A 15940-nucleotide genomic window follows, 5' to 3' on the forward strand; every position below is an offset into this window, starting at 1 on the left:
GTGCCCAAGCACCTGTTTCACCCTGTCAGTGCACGTTGACTACACGGGTTTCGATACCACGGATAACCGTGATAGCCCCGCCGCCACCGACACTACGGTGCACCACGCGCCTTGGCGCGGTTTCGGTGACCATGGCGATGGCCTGCGGAGCAGGCGCGACGGTCGCCGGCTTTTTCGTGAGATTCAGAGGGTTGCGCAGAGTCAGTTGCAACTTCCCTTCGGTCTGCGCCGTAACCAGGGTTTCCGCCTCACTGGTCGTCATCTCCAGCGTCACCGCACGCACCACCACCGGTTGAGTCTTGTCAGTACCCGCGGTCTGATCCACCGCCAATACTCGCAAGTTCTCGAGGATGGTTCGGGACACGGCGCTGTTGCTGCTGCCATCGGTGTGTTTGGTGGCCAGCACATCAACCCGGTTACCCGGCAACAGGAATCCGCCGACACCGACCACATCGTCCACCCGTACCGAAATGGCACGTTTGTCGGGTGCAATCAAAGAGGCCAGGGTGCTGCCACCCAAGTGTTCACTGAGGCGTGCACCACGCACGATGTCGCCTTTCAAGATGTCGAACGTGGCGATTTTGCCCACCGCCTTGTCGCTGGAATCGAAGGCATCGTCCGGGATCGTATCCATGGGCATGCGCATCGTCGTGACCTGTTGAGCCTCGACCATCTGCCCGAAAGGAATCTCGACCGTGGCGACTACCACGCTTCGAAGGTGGTCATCCGGGCTGGCATTAAGCCGTGCGCTTAGCCAGCTGTTGGCCATCCATGCGGCGCCGAGGCCCATGACCAACGAAATACCAATCAGCGTTGCAGTACGAGAGCTCATGTCTGTATCTCCTACTCAAAGAAAGTCGAGCTGGACGAAGTAGTTGTGCCACGCCCATTCAAGCTCCTGCGGCGACAGTGGCCCGGAACCTCCCAGGTAACGCTGACGATCAAGCGCCATGTTCAGGAGATCGCGGGGGTGGCAAGGCACCAGCGGCATGCCTTCAATGGCGTAAAGTCTCTGCTGTACATAACGCACCAGCAGCGGGTCATAACGTATGCCCAGACGCTCGGACTCCTGTTGCCAGATCCGTTCGTACTCTTCGGGCTTCAGGTAACCGAATTGCAGCTTGTAACCAATCCGACGGAGGAAGGCCTCGTCGGCCAACTCCAGGGGATTGAGGTTGGTGGAAAACACCAGAATCAGATCGAAGGGCAGCTCGCAATGCCGCCCGCCGCCCAGGTTGAGGAAGTCGCGTTTCTCTTCCATCGGGACGATCCAGCGATTCAACAGTTCTGCAGGTGCCATACGCTGGCGCCCCATGTCGTCGATGATGAACAGGCCATTGCTGGCCTTGAGCTGCAAGGCGGCCTGGTACTGACGGGTGAAGGGGTCATAACGAACGTCCAGCTGTTCCATGCTCAACTCACCACCGGTAATGACGATCGGGCGCTTGCAGCACAGCAGTCGACGGTCGATCCCTTCGCTGAGCATCAGATTGTTCTGTTGGCCGTTATCATCCAGACGCTGGTGTACCTGCGGGTCATAGATCTCGATCACCGACTCGTTGATCACGATGGCATGCGGCACCCAGATGGCCTCGGCGAACAGCCGGATCAACCGACTGCTGACGTAGGTCTTGCCAGTCCCCGCGGGGCCATAAATCATGATCGCGCGCCCGGAGTTCAGCGCTACACCCAGTTGATCGAGCATCCCCTCAGTGAGCACCACGCCGTTAAGCGCCGTGTGCATATCGTGAGCGCTGATGCGCCCATGGTGAATGGTCTGCACCTTGAGCAGGGAACGGTAGGAACTCACCGGGAAGGGTGCTGCTCCGATATAGCCGCTACGCGACAGGGCATCGCGGGCGGCACTGCGACCGCGTTCGGTCAGGCCATAACGCAGCGACTGCCCGCCTCCCGTTTGCGCTCCCATCTGCCCAAGCACTTCGACGCGACCATCCTTGCGCAGAAACGCCAGGACCTCTTCCATGACGACTCCGGTCAGCGCCAGGCGCTCTACCAGCCGCGGCATGTCCAGCACGCCGGCGTCGTACAAATGCTTGCACACCAACTCACCGAGAAAACTGTCTGTCAGCCCCGTCTCGCTGATAGTGCATGGCTGGGGAGCCAGTCGCTGCACCGCTTCTCGCTCATTGTGATAGGCATCACTCTCGACGATGACGTGCATGACTAACCTCCCAACCCACTGGCAAAGAGTTGCCAATGAACGGCGTTTAAAGTGCCGAGCAAAATGGCAATCGAATAAGGGAAAGGCTTGCCGGCCACCTCATCTGAAGTCGGCGCCAGATAAGCCTGCGCCCTCAGAATCAGCCAATAGCGCCCCAGGGTCTGTAACAACTGACCGCGAACCAGCACTATCAGGAAACCGCACACGCCACCGGCGATCAGGCTGAATAATGCAGCCCACAACGCGTAATGGAACGGTAGAAAACTGCCGACCATGACCATCAACTTGACGTCGCCGGCGGCCATGCCACCCAAGGCGTACATGGGCAGGAACAGCGCAAAACAGATCAAGATGCCCAGCAGACCGTCTCCCAATCCGCTGACACCCCCTGAATAAGTCTGACTAGCCAATCCCAGGGCAAGGCCCAACAGAACCAGCGTATTGGGAATACGGTGGCGAAGCAGATCGCTCACCACCGCCACGCCCAAAAGTCCTATCAGTAAAACAGTCGATACCATCAGTTCCGTGGACATGGCGTGTCTCCCGACCGGGATTATCGTTATCAGCAAGCACCACCGTTAACCGCAGCGCACAGCGCCGTGATTCTGGTATTCACTGCGCCGCCCAAAAGCACGAACGCTGCGACGACAGCGACCGTAATCAAGCCACCGGCCACCGCGTACTCCACGATGGTCAGGCCATCCTCGTCTTTGGCGAACTTGCGTACCGACGTTCTTATCAATTGCAGAGTCATTTTGTGTACCTCACTTCTGCGCTTATACGGTTCAGTACATACACTTGCAGAGACGGCGCGAAGTCCATTGAGCTGTCCGGCTGCTCTATTCAGCGAAACAGTCACAACCGGTTGCTCCATGGACATCGCCGCGTCTCCCCACCGTGAGTTGCCGTTATCAGCAGGCAGCACCTTTGACCGCGGCGCACAACGCTGTGATTCTGGTATTCACTGCGCCGCCCAACAGAGTGAACATGGCGGCAACCGCTACCGTAATCAGCCCGCCAGCCACCGCGTATTCCACGATGGTCAGGCCGTCTTCGTCTTTGGCGAACTTCATTACCGAAGCCTTGATAGTTTGCAGAGTCATTTTGCCCACCTCACTTTCGATTGTTGTTCTTCCGGGGAGCAGCACTTTTTGCACTGCTTGTAGCTACCTTAGTCAGGGCATCCCCAAGGGGGTTAGGAGGATTTTGCGCATCGCTAGGACTTTTTTGCGGGCACGGCCAACTAGCGAGTAGTGGCTGTCCGCAGAAGGAAAAGAAGGGAAAGGAAAGGCTCTAAACAAGGAACGGCGGGCAAAGGCCATTGCCTTGATTCACAAGCGACGAACGGTTGATCGCAAATCCGCCGCCAACACGCCAATAAATAACCGCCCGGCCCCGGCCCCCAGGCGAAACATAGAGCGCATAGAACTAAATTCGGGTTTTCTTATCAGGATTTAGTCTGCAAAGCGATATCACATTGACAATACTACTCAGCGGATAGAGGCACGAAGAACCTCAGAAGCCAGAGCTAAACACATGACGTCAAACGTGATCAGGAAACCATCACTACTCTGGTTCGATCGGACCCACGATCGGTCCACCTCAGGACTCATGGCGCAGTTCGAGCACGCCTGCGACTGCAAACTGGTGAAAGACTCCGCATTTTCCAGCGGGATGCAGGCCGACATGATCTGCATCCATTTTGATCGCCCCGACACACCTGGCCTGAGGATGCTGCTGGAGATCAAACGCACCGCACCGGCTATTCCGATCACCATGTTCACCGTGCAGCACTCCGAAGAACTGGCCGTATGGGCGATGCGTTCGTGTGTCTGGGAATACATGGTGCTGCCCCTTTCAGCCTCCGAAAAGAATCGCTACCTGACGGCTGTCGTTCAGCTTCACGAGCTGCGCCGCAATGTTCGCGACCAGCGCAAGACATTGCAGATCGACCATTCCCCGATCCTTCCAGGCAGTATCCGGATGACGTCGGGACACCAAAAACACCAGGCGCTCAGCAATGTACTGCTGTACATCGATCAGCACTTTCGGGACAACATCGATCAAAGGGATGTGGCCAAACGCTGCGGCATGACTACCTTTCGCTTCAGCCGTCTGTTCAAGGAAGCCTACGGACTCGGCTTCATGGATTACATCTTGAACAAGCGCATGAGTTTTGCGAAGGAATTGCTCGGCAACAGCCAGATGCCTATCACCAGTATTGGCTATGAAGCCGGTTTCAAGGACCCTTCCTACTTCGCTCGTGCCTTCAAGCATTCCGCCAACTGCACACCCAGCGAATACCGCTTGGCGCACCAGCTTAGAGCGTCGGTAGTCGCTGAGTTGGATGAAACAACCGCCGAAGTGCTGGATAGCCTGATCCATAGCCTCGGAGGCTGAGGTGTTTTTTTAACGCGCACACAAAAACGCCGCTCAATTGAGCGGCGTTTTTGTTAAATATGGAGCGGGAAACGAGACTCGAACTCGCGACCCCGACCTTGGCAAGGTCGTGCTCTACCAACTGAGCTATTCCCGCAAATGGCGTCCCCTAGGGGACTCGAACCCCTGTTACCGCCGTGAAAGGGCGGTGTCCTAGGCCACTAGACGAAGGGGACACGCTGCCCGGAACACATGGTGTGTGTTTCGGTGCCCAGATCCGCATCCGAAGACTTGGTTCTGGTTTCACTCAGCCCTGCCCGAAAGCAACGCTGTTTAAAATTGGAGCGGGAAACGAGACTCGAACTCGCGACCCCGACCTTGGCAAGGTCGTGCTCTACCAACTGAGCTATTCCCGCATTGGCGTCCCCTAGGGGACTCGAACCCCTGTTACCGCCGTGAAAGGGCGGTGTCCTAGGCCACTAGACGAAGGGGACACACGTACAACATTCACTCCCTACCGCGTTTCGCTGTTCGCTTTACGCTGTAAGTGGCGCGCATTCTATGGATGGATTGAGGGGTCGTCAACCCCCAACTATAAATTTATTTAAATCAATGACTTCGCCGCCCTTTGAGGGGCAATTCGAGGTTTTCGTCCGACCAGCGTTTGACGCCTATATTCTGTCACTCGCCAAGACGCTATAGTCCTCACCAGCAGATGATGGCAATGTGCATCCATCCACACATTACCTATATAGACAGCGCACAGGCTCGATTCAACTCGTCGCGCCACCCTATGCGCTCTCTGGCTTAGCCACTACACTCGCACGCAAACCCTATAAAGAGGTCTTCACGGTGACACCACTCATGATCACCCTGCTAGTAATAGTCGGGATCGCAATATTGATCGCCATTGGCTACATGAACCATGTGGTGGAAAACAATAAACTGGAAAAGGCCCGCACCAAGGTCGAACTCAATGATCGATTGCGTCGCTGTGGCGAAATCACCGAGACCTTCCCAGGCCAGCTGATGACTCCGGCGCTCAAGCTGCTGCTGACGCGACTGGAACTCAACGTCTGCCAACGCCTGCTTAATCTGGATAAAGCCAATTCGGCGGCCAAAGCCCGCATTGACGAACTGAGTGCGCTGGTCGCACAAGGCCAATCGATTCCGGTCAACAACCCGCCGGCACCGATCCAGACCGAAGCCAAGGCCAAGGACGTACGCTTTTTGCTAGAAGCCTTGCATGGCCAGATCACTCGCGCGGCACAGGACGGTTTCCTGCCAGCCAACGAAGCCAAGCGCTGGATTCGTGAAGTTCGGCACATCCTGGTATTGCTGCACATCGAGTTCTTCAACAACCTCGGCCAACATGCGCTGCAACAGGAACAACCGGGGCAAGCCCGCCTGGCGTTCGAGCGTGGCGTGCAGTACTTGCGTAAACAGCAAGACCCGCAGGTTTACAGCGAACAGTTGCAGTACCTGGAAAAACTCCTGGCGCGCGCCAACTCCATGGTACTGACCAACATTGCACCGGTGGAAGGTGAAGTTAACGAGTTGACCGAAGGCCTCAAAGACGTGGAAGCCGACGCTGACTGGAAAAAGAAGGCTATCTACGACTGATAGTGATGTTGTGCAAGGCCGCTCTAAAGGCTGACACAACACCTGTGGCGAGGGAGCAAGCTCGCTCGCCACAGACTCTGAGCTCTCTCACGCTTACAACCTGAAATGCCCCACCATCCCCTTCAGCTCAGCCCCCAACTGCGCCAGCTCGATACTCGACGTAGCATTACCTTGCATGGCCACCGAGGATTGATCGGCACTGGCGCGGATGCTGGTCACGCTGCGATTGATCTCTTCGGCAACCGAGCTCTGTTGTTCGGCCGCAGCAGCGATCTGCTGGTTCATCTGCTGAATCAACGATACCGCCGCAGCGATACTGCCCAGCGCACTTTCGGTCTGTAGTGCATCACTGACGGCGAGTTTGACCAACTCACCGCTGCTCTGGATTTGCTGCACCGACGCCTGCGCAGCTGAACGCAAGGCACTCACCAGACGCTCGATTTCTTCGGTGGATTGCTGAGTACGCTTGGCCAAGGCACGGACTTCATCGGCCACCACGGCAAAGCCCCTGCCCTGCTCACCTGCTCGTGCGGCTTCGATGGCCGCGTTGAGCGCCAGCAGGTTGGTTTGCTCGGCAACGCTCTTGATCACACTCAGTACAGTGCCAATGTTCTGGATTTCCGCGCTGAGGCTTTCGATGCTGGAACTGGCCGACGTCGCTGAATCAGCCAGCTGTTCGATGCGCTGCATGCTCTGACGCACCACCTGCTGGCCGGTTTCGACCTTGCCATCCGCCGTCTGCGCCGCCAGTGCCGCTTCCTCGGCGTTGCGGGCAACGTCGTGAACGGTCGCGGTCATCTGATTCATCGCGGTGGCGACTTGCTCGGTTTCTTCCTTCTGGCTGCTGACTTCCAGGTTGGTCTGCTCGGTCACCGCAGAAAGTGATTGCGCGGAACTCGCAAGCTGCTCGATGCCGGCCTGCAAACCACTGACGATACTGCTCAACCCGGCACCCATTTGCTGCATGGCCTGCATCAACTGGCCGATTTCATCACGTCGTGTCACCTGCACGGTCGCGCTCAGATCGCCCGCGGCAATTTGCTGAGCGACGAGAATCACAGTGCGCAGTGGCGCAACGATCAAGCGGGTAATCACCCACGCTGCAATCAACCCAACCAGCAATGCCAGCGCCGACGAAGCGATGATCAGCAGCGAATTCTTCTTCAGCTCTGCCTGCATCGACTGGTCCTCAGCGCCGTAGGCCTGATCAACCCGCTGCACCACTTCGGCGGCGCGCTCATGCAACTGCTGATAAACCTGTTTCTCCTGAGTAAGGAGTCCCGTGTACTCGGCAAGTTTTTCGCTGAAACTGGCGATATGCCCGGTCACTTCATTGAGCACGGTCTGGTAACCCGCATCCTTGACCGTGTTCTTCAGCGTCTCAGCCTGCGTCAGCGCCTGATCGGCCTGCTCGATCTTGCCTTGTCCGGCGCTTTCGGCGCTGGCCTTGCGGCTTTGATCAAGGCGCACCCGCGCCTCGTTCATCGCCTGCAACATCAGTCGCGACACCTGACTGACCTGATTGGCCTGCTCGATAAACTCTGCACCCTCCTTACCTTGCGAATCCTTGAGCGCATAAGCGCCATCATCGGCAAGACCGGCCTGCAGCACATCGAGGTTATTCGCCACGCTGGACACCGACCAACTGGCCATTTCCAGCGCCAGGTCCTTGGACTGGGTCAGCTCAACGAACTCATCGAAGGCTTTGCGGTAAGCCCCCAGCGATTGCTCGACATCATTCATCACCGGGACGTTAGCCGCCGACTGAGCCTTGAGTTGCGTTGCGAGGGCGATCAACGCGTCAACGCCCTTGTGCAAGGCATCGACGGTTTTCGGATCACTGTGCAAGGCGTACTCCTGCTCCAGCAAACGTACCTTGAGCAAACCACTGTTGAGCGACGACATCTGCTTGAGCCCGTCGAAGCGCTGACTGATGGTTTGCAAGGACCAGACGCCGATAGCGGCCACCAGGGCCGTCAACAGCAAGACCAGAACAAAACCGACACCCAGTTTTTTTGCCATACCGAGGTTGGCAAAACGTCCTTGCACGGCCGAAATCATTGCTCGTAACCCCCTTCCCATACCCAATGGCAACATGGCCATTTTCAGTTGTTGCAGGTTCGCAACGGGGCGTACTCAAGCACAAGTCTTTGCCGCCGCAATAATGGCAAAAAGCTACGCAGAAGTCGTTTTCAGAACGGTCGAAGTCGATCCGGTAATCCGCAGGCCCGAAAAAACGCCTGTGCCCGTGGATCACTGGCATAAGTCACATTGATGCGTAACCAGTCGCTGGCCTCGCCACCGGGAGTGAAAGCCGTTCGGGATGACAGCACGATACCGAATTCGTGAGCCAGCGCGCGCACCTGCGCCGGCTCGTGCGCTCGTGGTCGGGCCCAAATGTACAACCCACCGGCGGGCTTGCCGAACACCTCCCAGTCGGCGTCTTCAAGCACCAGCAACGTCGCCGCCATATCTCGCTTCAAACGCTGACGCTGGCGCTGTACCAGTTTGCGATAGGCGCCATTGGCCAACAGGCTGCTCAGCACCGACTCGCAAAACCGCGAAGCCCCCAGGCTGGTAATCATCTTCACTTCTGCCAGGCGGGCAATGATTGCGGCGCTGGCCACGACATAACCGACTCGCAGCGAACTGCTGAGGGTTTTCGAAAAACTGCCGACATAGACCACGCTCTCCCCCGCGTCCATCGCCGCCAGACGAGTACCGACACTGCTCTGGAAATCAGCGTAGACGTCATCTTCGATAACGATGAGCTCATGACGCTTCGCCAACTCAAGAATCCGTTGCGCAACGGCGGGGGCCAGGCTACTGCCGGTCGGATTGTGGAACAGGCTATTGATGAACAAGGCGCGGGGATTATTCGCACTCAACAGTGCCTCCAGGACTTCAATGTCCGGACCGCGAGGGGTGCGTGGCACCTCCAGCATTCTGACGCCGTGCAGCCTGAGCAGGTCGAACAGATTCGAATAGCCCGGACTTTCGACCACCACGCAATCACCCGGCTTGAGCAGAGCCCGTACGATCAGATCAAGCCCGTGAGTGGCCCCCGCGGTGGTGAGTACCTGATTCTCATCGAGGGTGATATTGATCTGTTGCAGACGCTTGAGAATCTGCTGGCGCAAGGCAGGCAACCCATACGAGGTGCTGTAGTTGAACAATCCAGCCATGTCGGTACGAGAAACCTGGCGAATGGCATAACTGAGATCGTCGCTTTCACGCCAGCTTTCGGGCATACCGCCACGCCCCAGCGGCAGCTTGCCCAACGGGCTATCGCCCAACCAGACGCTGTTTGCGTCAGCCCCCACGGGGCCCGATTGATCACCGCAACGATAGGTCGCAACCAAAGGCCCGGCGACGAAAAAGCCCGAGCCGTGACGCGACGCAAGCACGCCTTGGGCGACCATGCGTTCATACGCTTCAATGACACTGGACTGACTGAGCAAGTTATCCCGGGCCAGTTGCCGAATAGACGGCAAACGCGTTCCTGGCTCAACGGCACTTTGGCGAATCCAGCCAGCCAGGGCGTCAACAATTTGCTGCACGACGGGCACCAACGCCTGTCGATCGATTCTCAATTCCATGAGAGACCAACTCCAACTGTTTTTCTGGAGCCAGTTAAGCACAGGCGCTCTGATGAAGATGTGCGACAACGCCGCCAAAACACGATCTTCTAACCCTTTGAAACACAATGTCCGGTGATTCGCCTCAGGCAAACCGTGCAATGAGAAAACCAGCCTAAATGCGCGGGCTTTCTCCTACGTCACTGCCGTCTGCTCCACACATGCACGCACGGTTTATTGTCAAACCATCAGAACGCCGTCACACCACCGTCCACCGCCAGCGAGTGACCGGTCGTGAACGCAGCACCATCGCTGCACAGGTACAGCACCGCACTGGCAATTTCCTCGACCTTGCCGATACGTCCAACCGGGTGCATGGCGGCGGCGAAATCGGCTTTCTTCGGATCGGCTTCATAGGCGCGGCGGAACATGTCGGTGTCGATAACCGCCGGACAGACCGCATTCACGCGGATTTTCTTCTTCGCATATTCGATGGCCGCCGATTTGGTCAGGCCGATGACCGCATGCTTGGACGCCGCGTAGATGCTCATCTTCGGCGCCGCACCGAGACCCGCCACCGAAGCGGTATTGACGATGGCGCCGCCACCCTGGGCAAGCATCAGCGGCAGCTGGTACTTCATGCACAGCCAGACGCCTTTGACGTTGACGCCCATGATCGCGTCGAACTCATCGACGGTGCCTTCGGCCAGCTTGCCCTTTTCGATTTCGATCCCGGCATTGTTGAAGGCGTAATCGACGCGGCCGTAAGTGCTCACCGCCTGGGCCATCAGGTTTTGTACGTCGCTTTCCAGGGTCACGTTGCAACGCACGAACAGCGCTTCGCCACCGGCCGCCCGGATCAACTCGACGGTGCCTTCGCCGCCCGCCACATCGAGGTCCGCGACCACCACTTTCAACCCTTCGGCGGCAAACGCCTGGGCGGTCGCGCGGCCAATACCGGCGGCTGCACCCGTCACCAACGCTACCTGGCCGGAAAACGTCATGCTCATTGTTATGTCCTCGAAAAATATGGGTGATCGCGTTTTCGCAGTCTAGCCATCCGGCCCCGTCACGCGGCAGCACTATCAGAGGGCCGGTTGATTGCTTATGAGTTGCAGTGATGGATATCCCCGTCCAACTATCACTCCGCTGGATCGGCTTGTATTCGCTGCGTCAGCAAACCTTGCGACAACGGCCATGAGGGTCTATCAATCAGACTTCATTCAACCTTGAGTGCCCGCCATGACCGCCCAGACCAACCGTCAGTTCCTGCTCGCCAAACGCCCGGTGGGAGCTGCGAACCGCGAGACCTTCACCTATCAGCAAGTCCCGGTCGGCGAACCGGTGGCGGGCCAGATCCTGGTCAAGAACGAGTACCTGTCACTGGACCCGGCCATGCGTGGCTGGATGAACGAAGGCAAGTCCTACATCCCGCCGGTGGGCATCGGCGAAGTTATGCGCGCGCTCGGCGTGGGCAAGGTGATTGCCTCGAACAACCCGGGTTTTGCCGTGGGTGACTACGTGAACGGTGCGCTGGGCGTGCAGGATTACTTCCTCGGTGAGCCACGAGGTTTCTACAAGGTCGATCCGAAACTGGCGCCATTGCCGCTCTATTTGTCAGCGCTGGGCATGACCGGCATGACCGCTTACTTCGCGCTGCTCGACGTTGGCGCTCCAAAAGCCGGTGACACCGTGGTGCTGTCGGGCGCGGCAGGCGCAGTGGGCAGCGTTGCCGGGCAGATTGCCAAGATCAAAGGCTGCCGCGTGGTGGGTATCGCCGGCGGTGCAGACAAGTGCAAGTTCCTGATCGATGAACTGGGTTTCGACGGTGCCATCGACTACAAGCACGAAGACGTCGTTGCCGGCCTCAAACGCGAATGCCCGAAAGGAGTGGACGTGTATTTCGATAACGTTGGCGGGGATATTCTCGACGCCGTGCTCAGCCGTCTGAACATGAAGGCTCGCGTGGTGATCTGCGGCGCCATCAGCCAGTACAACAACAAGGAAGCGGTCAAAGGCCCGGCCAATTATCTATCGCTGCTGGTCAACCGTGCGCGAATGGAAGGCTTTGTCGTGATGGACTATGCCGCGCAGTTTGCCGCCGCCGGGCAGGAAATGGCCGGGTGGATGGCCAAGGGGCAGCTCAAGAGCAAGGAAGACATCGTCGAAGGACTGGAGACGTTCCCGGAAACGCTGATGAAGCTGTTCAGCGGGGAGAACTTTGGCAAGCTGGTTCTAAAGGTTTAACGAAGTATCTGACTACATCAAAACCCTGTGGGAGCGAGCTTGCTCGCGATGACGGACTGACATTCAACATCAATGCTGACTGTTATGGCCTCATCGCGAGCAAGCTCGCTCCCACAATAGATCTTCAGCGATTGATCAGGCCAGTTCGGCCACGACGTCGGCCAAGGCCTTGGCTGGATCAGCCGCCTGGCTGATCGGACGACCAATCACCAGATAATCAGAACCGGCATCCAGTGCCTGGCGCGGCGTCAGGATGCGGCGCTGATCGTCCTGGGCACTGCCGGCTGGACGGATCCCCGGGGTCACCAGTTGCAGCGACGGATGTGCCGTTTTCAACGCCCTGGCTTCCAGTGCCGAGCACACCAGACCGTCCATCCCGGCTTTTTCCGCCAGTGCCGCCAGACGCAATACCTGCTCCTGCGGTTCGATGTCCAGGCCAATCCCGGCCAGATCCTCACGCTCCATACTGGTCAGCACGGTCACGCCGATCAACAGCGGTTTTGGACCGCTGCGCTGGTCGAGCACCTCGCGACAGGCTGCCATCATGCGCAGACCGCCGGAGCAATGCACGTTGACCATCCACACGCCCATTTCCGCAGCCGCCTTGACGGCCATTGCGGTGGTGTTCGGAATGTCGTGGAATTTAAGGTCGAGAAACACCTCGAAACCCTTGTCACGCAAGGTCCCGACGATTTCCGAAGCACAGCTGGTGAACAGTTCTTTACCGACTTTGACCCGGCACAGTTTCGGGTCCAACTGGTCGGCCAGCTTCAGTGCGGCGTCACGGGTAGGGAAATCCAGGGCGACGATGATAGGAGTCTGGCAGGCGGACATGAGTGGGCTCTCAGGCAAGTCGAAATCGGCGCGCATTGTAGCGGAACGCGAGCCCGTCCGGGACCCGATGATCGGTAAATCATCTTCAACGGTGCCGAACACCGGATGATAAACCCCGCAGGCAGCGCAATTGTGTCGAGTCCGATACACTCACGACACGCCCTCAACACCGCCAAAGGTTAGCCTCGCGAACCGCAAGACCTCCTACAGCACTTCCCGCCTCACGGCCGGACGCCTATGCTGAAGCCACAACCTCGCAGCCCATCTTTTGTGGTTGGCAGCCTCTCTGGCAGATGAACGTACGCATGCATAATAGCCCCGCTCCTCTGAACGACGATCAAAAAGCCCCAGCAGCCGGCGAAGACAAACGCTGGAACATCCGTGCACTGATCGTCGACGATGACGTGCCGATCCGCGAACTGCTGATCGACTACCTGGCCCGTTTCAACATCCACGCCAGTGGCGTTACCGATGGCGCCGCGATGCGCCTGGCGCTGCAAGCGGAGCATTACGACGTAGTGGTGCTGGACCTGATGCTGCCCGGCGAAGACGGTCTGTCACTGTGCCGCTGGCTGCGCGCCGAATCGGACATCCCGATCCTGATGCTCACCGCCCGCTGCGAACCCACCGACCGCATCATCGGCCTGGAACTCGGTGCCGACGATTACATGGCCAAGCCGTTCGAGCCACGGGAGCTGGTCGCACGGATTCAAACCATCCTGCGCCGTGTGCGCGATGACCGTACCGAACAACGCGCCAACATCCGCTTCGACAACTGGCGCCTCAACAGCGTGCTGCGCCAGTTGATCTCCGCCGATGGCCTGGTGGTACCGCTGTCGAACGCCGAATTCCGCTTGCTCTGGGTCTTCATCGAACGCCCGCGACGGGTGCTCAGCCGTGAACAATTGCTGGATGCCGCCCGTGGACGCTCGATCGAAGCGTTTGATCGCAGTATCGACTTGCTGGTTTCGCGCTTGCGGCAAAAGCTGGGTGACGATCCCAAATCACCTGCGCTGATCAAAACCGTTCGCGGCGAAGGTTACCTGTTCGACGCCCGAGACATCGGCTGATGCGTGCGCGCTTCGATACGCTGTTCGGCCGCCTGTTTGGCGTGCTGTTGCTGGCGATTATCCTGGCGCACCTGCTGGCGTTCTTCTGGTTCCACCATTACGGCCATCCCCCGCCCCCTCCACCGCCGGAGTTTTCCGCCGGGTTCAACGGGCAACCGCCGCCCTTCAAAAACAGACCGCCGCGGCCCTGGTTTGGCGGCCCGATCGTACCGCTGACCTTTCAGATGATCTCGCTGGTGATCGCCGCCTGGTACGGCGCGAAGCTGCTCTCCCGGCCGATTCAACGCCTGAGCGCGGCCGCCGAGAGCCTCAGCGAAAACCTCGACAGCCCACCGCTTGATGAATCCGGCCCACGGGAAGCGCGGCAAGCGGCGCACACCTTCAACTTGATGCAAAAGCGTATCCGTGAACAGGTGCAGCAGCGCTCGCGCATGCTCGGCGCCGTCTCCCATGATTTGCGCACACCCCTTTCGCGGCTCAAGTTGCGTCTGGAGCAGATCGACGACGACAAACTGCAAGGGCAGATGCGTCAGGACCTCGACGACATGATTCGCATGCTCGACGCAACCCTCAGCTACCTGCACGAACAACGTACCAGCGAAGCCCTGCAATGGATGGACGTGCAGGCGCTGATCGAATCGCTCTGCGAAAACGCCCAGGACCAGGGCGCGGACGTGCTGGCCAGCGGGCACTGTGCGCCCTTGCAAGTCCAGCCAATGGCCTTGCGGTCCTGCATCAACAACTTGCTGGACAATGCCTTGCGTTACGCCGGCCAGGCGCTGATCAACCTTGAAGACAGCCGCGAACAGCTGATTATTCGAGTGATCGACCATGGCCCCGGTATCGCCGCCGACAAACGCGAAGCGGTGTTCGAACCCTTCTATCGCCTGGAAGGCTCGCGCAACCGCAACTCCGGCGGCGTTGGCCTGGGCATGACCATCGCGCGCGAAGCTGCCGAACGGTTGGGCGGCGCGTTAAGCCTGGAAGAAACCCCGGGCGGCGGCCTGACCGCCGTGGTATGCCTGCCACGGGTCTGAACAGCCTCTGTGTGCTGATTCGTACAAATTCCACATACCCACGACAACTCCTCCCCCGAGGCTGCATGGGCCGGTGCCTTCACCGGTTTTATCCATCCGCAGGGAGTGAGCCCATGATCGGCAGCGTCAGCAGTAACTCCAGCTATACCAGCGCCACCAGTGCGGCCTATGCCGCCCGCCTCCAGCAGCGTCAGAAAGAACTGTTCGCCAAGCTCGACACCAATGGCGACGGAACCGTTTCCAAGGATGAACTGAACACCGCCCTGGCGAAGAAAAGCGACAGCCGCGTACTGAACAGCCTGAGCCAGCAATTCAGCAGCCTGGATGCCGATAACAGCGGTGGCTTGAGCAGCACTGAAATGGCCGCCATGACCCCGCAGTCACAGTGCAGCAATCAGGATCAGCCGCCCAGCACGGAACTGGCCGACTCAATGCTCAGTCTCCTGGACAGCAACGGTAATGGCAGCATCAGCAGCGATGAGCTGAGCGCGGGCCTGACGAAAGCCGGCAGCACTGCCGACAGCAAGAGCCTGTTCGCCACGCTGGACACGAACAACGACGGGACCGTGAGCAAGGACGAATTGGTTGCCGCCCTCACACCGCCTCAGCCGCCGCAACAACTGTCCAGCCAGTCCTTGTTTGGTCAACTCGACACAAACGGTGATGGTAGTATCAGCGCCAGCGAACTGAACAGCGCATTGGCTTCAAGCTCATCCACCAGCAGCACCGACAATGGCGCAGACCTGCTCACCGCATTGCAAACGGGCAGCAGCCAAACCAGCGGCACCATCGATCAAAGCGCCGTCGCCGAGGCCTTGAGCAAGTTGATCGTCAGCATGAATCAGCAGTACTCGCAGACCAATTCGCTGAACTCAAGCAAAAACCTGAGCGCCGCAGCCTGATTCAAGTGAAACCCTGAAAAGATCGCAGCCTGCGGCAGCTCCTACGCGGTATTCGCATTTACCGTAGGAGCTGCCGCAGGCTGCGATC

Annotated in this window: 15 protein-coding genes, 4 tRNA genes and 1 pseudogene; 6 read left to right on the forward strand and 14 right to left on the reverse strand. The window is 58.6% G+C overall.

Going from position 1 to position 15940, the window contains the following annotated elements; translation table 11 throughout:
* Positions 1-25 precede the first annotated feature (25 nt).
* From cpaB to BK659_RS00375, 5 genes are all read right to left on the reverse strand, one after another.
* On the reverse strand, positions 26-832 hold the full coding sequence (gene cpaB / locus BK659_RS00355; protein ID WP_123423225.1) for a Flp pilus assembly protein CpaB: 807 nt from the start codon (positions 830-832) through the stop codon (positions 26-28).
* A 15-nt stretch (positions 833-847) separates the two neighbouring features.
* Complete coding sequence (locus BK659_RS00360; protein WP_123423226.1) at positions 848-2182, reverse strand: P-loop NTPase family protein; 1335 nt, start codon at positions 2180-2182, stop codon at positions 848-850.
* 2 nt (positions 2183-2184) lie between these two features.
* The gene (locus BK659_RS00365) at positions 2185-2715 is read right to left on the reverse strand and encodes an A24 family peptidase (protein WP_123423227.1); all 531 of its coding nucleotides are present in this window, start codon (positions 2713-2715) and stop codon (positions 2185-2187) included.
* A 29-nt stretch (positions 2716-2744) separates the two neighbouring features.
* Positions 2745-2936 (reverse strand): Flp family type IVb pilin, encoded by a 192-nt coding sequence (locus BK659_RS00370; RefSeq protein WP_123423228.1) that lies wholly within the window; start codon positions 2934-2936, stop codon positions 2745-2747.
* A gap of 157 nt (positions 2937-3093) precedes the next feature.
* On the reverse strand, positions 3094-3285 hold the full coding sequence (locus tag BK659_RS00375; protein WP_123423229.1) for a Flp family type IVb pilin: 192 nt from the start codon (positions 3283-3285) through the stop codon (positions 3094-3096).
* 433 nt (positions 3286-3718) lie between these two features.
* On the opposite strand from BK659_RS00375, the gene BK659_RS00380 reads away from it, so the two are divergent.
* Positions 3719-4582 (forward strand): helix-turn-helix transcriptional regulator, encoded by an 864-nt coding sequence (locus tag BK659_RS00380; RefSeq protein WP_123423230.1) that lies wholly within the window; start codon positions 3719-3721, stop codon positions 4580-4582.
* Positions 4583-4642: 60 nt separating this feature from the next.
* On the opposite strand, the gene BK659_RS00385 is transcribed toward BK659_RS00380, so the two are convergent.
* From BK659_RS00385 to BK659_RS00400, 4 genes are all read right to left on the reverse strand, one after another.
* A tRNA-Gly gene (locus BK659_RS00385) sits at positions 4643-4718 on the reverse strand.
* 3 nt (positions 4719-4721) lie between these two features.
* Positions 4722-4797 (reverse strand) — tRNA-Glu (locus BK659_RS00390).
* A gap of 104 nt (positions 4798-4901) precedes the next feature.
* Positions 4902-4977 (reverse strand) — tRNA-Gly (locus BK659_RS00395).
* 2 nt (positions 4978-4979) lie between these two features.
* Positions 4980-5055, reverse strand: a tRNA-Glu gene (locus BK659_RS00400).
* A 370-nt stretch (positions 5056-5425) separates the two neighbouring features.
* Here BK659_RS00400 and BK659_RS00405 point away from each other — a divergent pair.
* On the forward strand, positions 5426-6184 hold the full coding sequence (locus BK659_RS00405) for a hypothetical protein (RefSeq protein WP_123423231.1): 759 nt from the start codon (positions 5426-5428) through the stop codon (positions 6182-6184).
* Positions 6185-6277: 93 nt separating this feature from the next.
* Here the strand turns inward: BK659_RS00405 and BK659_RS28195 are convergent, their stop codons facing one another.
* The 4 genes and pseudogenes from BK659_RS28195 to BK659_RS00420 all read right to left on the reverse strand — a co-directional run bounded on the left by BK659_RS28195 (position 6278) and on the right by BK659_RS00420 (position 10772).
* Positions 6278-7159, reverse strand: a complete 882-nt coding sequence (locus BK659_RS28195) for a methyl-accepting chemotaxis protein (RefSeq protein WP_404942499.1) — start codon at positions 7157-7159, stop codon at positions 6278-6280.
* Positions 7139-8287 (reverse strand): annotated as a pseudogene (locus BK659_RS28200) (HAMP domain-containing protein); the annotation flags it as partial. The pseudogene BK659_RS28200 and the gene BK659_RS28195, both read right to left, overlap by 21 nt.
* An 89-nt stretch (positions 8288-8376) precedes the next feature.
* Positions 8377-9783: an aminotransferase-like domain-containing protein gene (locus BK659_RS00415; RefSeq protein ID WP_123423233.1), complete on the reverse strand. Its 1407-nt coding sequence runs from the start codon at positions 9781-9783 to the stop codon at positions 8377-8379.
* 227 nt (positions 9784-10010) lie between these two features.
* Positions 10011-10772, reverse strand: coding sequence for an SDR family oxidoreductase (locus BK659_RS00420; RefSeq protein WP_123423234.1), 762 nt, complete (start codon positions 10770-10772; stop codon positions 10011-10013).
* Positions 10773-11004: 232 nt separating this feature from the next.
* Between BK659_RS00420 and BK659_RS00425 the strand changes: the two genes are divergently transcribed.
* Positions 11005-12009 carry an NADP-dependent oxidoreductase gene (locus tag BK659_RS00425; RefSeq protein ID WP_123423235.1) on the forward strand — a complete coding sequence of 335 codons (1005 nt, stop codon included), beginning with the start codon at positions 11005-11007 and terminating at the stop codon, positions 12007-12009.
* Positions 12010-12144: 135 nt separating this feature from the next.
* Here BK659_RS00425 and pyrF read toward each other — a convergent pair whose 3' ends face one another.
* Positions 12145-12843, reverse strand: coding sequence for an orotidine-5'-phosphate decarboxylase (pyrF, locus tag BK659_RS00435; protein ID WP_185015265.1), 699 nt, complete (start codon positions 12841-12843; stop codon positions 12145-12147).
* A gap of 305 nt (positions 12844-13148) precedes the next feature.
* Here pyrF and BK659_RS00440 point away from each other — a divergent pair, with 305 nt between their 5' ends.
* The 3 genes from BK659_RS00440 to xopAW all read left to right on the forward strand — a co-directional run bounded on the left by BK659_RS00440 (position 13149) and on the right by xopAW (position 15852).
* Entirely contained in the window at positions 13149-13913 is a 765-nt protein-coding gene (locus BK659_RS00440) for a response regulator (protein ID WP_123423238.1), read from the forward strand.
* Positions 13913-14950, forward strand: coding sequence for a sensor histidine kinase (locus BK659_RS00445; RefSeq protein WP_123423239.1), 1038 nt, complete (start codon positions 13913-13915; stop codon positions 14948-14950). Before BK659_RS00440 ends, BK659_RS00445 begins: the two co-directional genes overlap by 1 nt.
* 113 nt (positions 14951-15063) lie before the next feature.
* Complete coding sequence (xopAW, locus tag BK659_RS00450) at positions 15064-15852, forward strand: XopAW family type III secretion system calcium-binding effector (RefSeq protein WP_123423240.1); 789 nt, start codon at positions 15064-15066, stop codon at positions 15850-15852.
* Positions 15853-15940 lie beyond the last annotated feature (88 nt).

Source organism: Pseudomonas brassicacearum (assembly GCF_003732225.1).
Lineage (GTDB): Bacteria > Pseudomonadota > Gammaproteobacteria > Pseudomonadales > Pseudomonadaceae > Aquipseudomonas > Aquipseudomonas brassicacearum_E.

Excerpts from the sequence above, each read along its gene's own strand:
- cpaB (WP_123423225.1), bottom strand. The coding sequence starts at position 832 with ATGAGCTCTCGTACTGCAACGCTGATTGGTATTTCGTTGGTCATGGGC.
- BK659_RS00360 (WP_123423226.1), bottom strand. The coding sequence starts at position 2,182 with ATGCACGTCATCGTCGAGAGTGATGCCTATCACAATGAGCGAGAAGCG.
- BK659_RS00365 (WP_123423227.1), bottom strand. The coding sequence starts at position 2,715 with ATGTCCACGGAACTGATGGTATCGACTGTTTTACTGATAGGACTTTTG.
- BK659_RS00370 (WP_123423228.1), bottom strand. The coding sequence starts at position 2,936 with ATGACTCTGCAATTGATAAGAACGTCGGTACGCAAGTTCGCCAAAGAC.
- BK659_RS00375 (WP_123423229.1), bottom strand. The coding sequence starts at position 3,285 with ATGACTCTGCAAACTATCAAGGCTTCGGTAATGAAGTTCGCCAAAGAC.
- BK659_RS00380 (WP_123423230.1), top strand. The coding sequence starts at position 3,719 with ATGACGTCAAACGTGATCAGGAAACCATCACTACTCTGGTTCGATCGG.
- BK659_RS00405 (WP_123423231.1), top strand. The coding sequence starts at position 5,426 with ATGATCACCCTGCTAGTAATAGTCGGGATCGCAATATTGATCGCCATT.
- BK659_RS28195 (WP_404942499.1), bottom strand. The coding sequence starts at position 7,159 with ATGCAGGCCATGCAGCAAATGGGTGCCGGGTTGAGCAGTATCGTCAGT.
- BK659_RS00415 (WP_123423233.1), bottom strand. The coding sequence starts at position 9,783 with ATGGAATTGAGAATCGATCGACAGGCGTTGGTGCCCGTCGTGCAGCAA.
- BK659_RS00420 (WP_123423234.1), bottom strand. The coding sequence starts at position 10,772 with ATGAGCATGACGTTTTCCGGCCAGGTAGCGTTGGTGACGGGTGCAGCC.
- BK659_RS00425 (WP_123423235.1), top strand. The coding sequence starts at position 11,005 with ATGACCGCCCAGACCAACCGTCAGTTCCTGCTCGCCAAACGCCCGGTG.
- pyrF (WP_185015265.1), bottom strand. The coding sequence starts at position 12,843 with ATGTCCGCCTGCCAGACTCCTATCATCGTCGCCCTGGATTTCCCTACC.
- BK659_RS00440 (WP_123423238.1), top strand. The coding sequence starts at position 13,149 with ATGCATAATAGCCCCGCTCCTCTGAACGACGATCAAAAAGCCCCAGCA.
- BK659_RS00445 (WP_123423239.1), top strand. The coding sequence starts at position 13,913 with ATGCGTGCGCGCTTCGATACGCTGTTCGGCCGCCTGTTTGGCGTGCTG.
- xopAW (WP_123423240.1), top strand. The coding sequence starts at position 15,064 with ATGATCGGCAGCGTCAGCAGTAACTCCAGCTATACCAGCGCCACCAGT.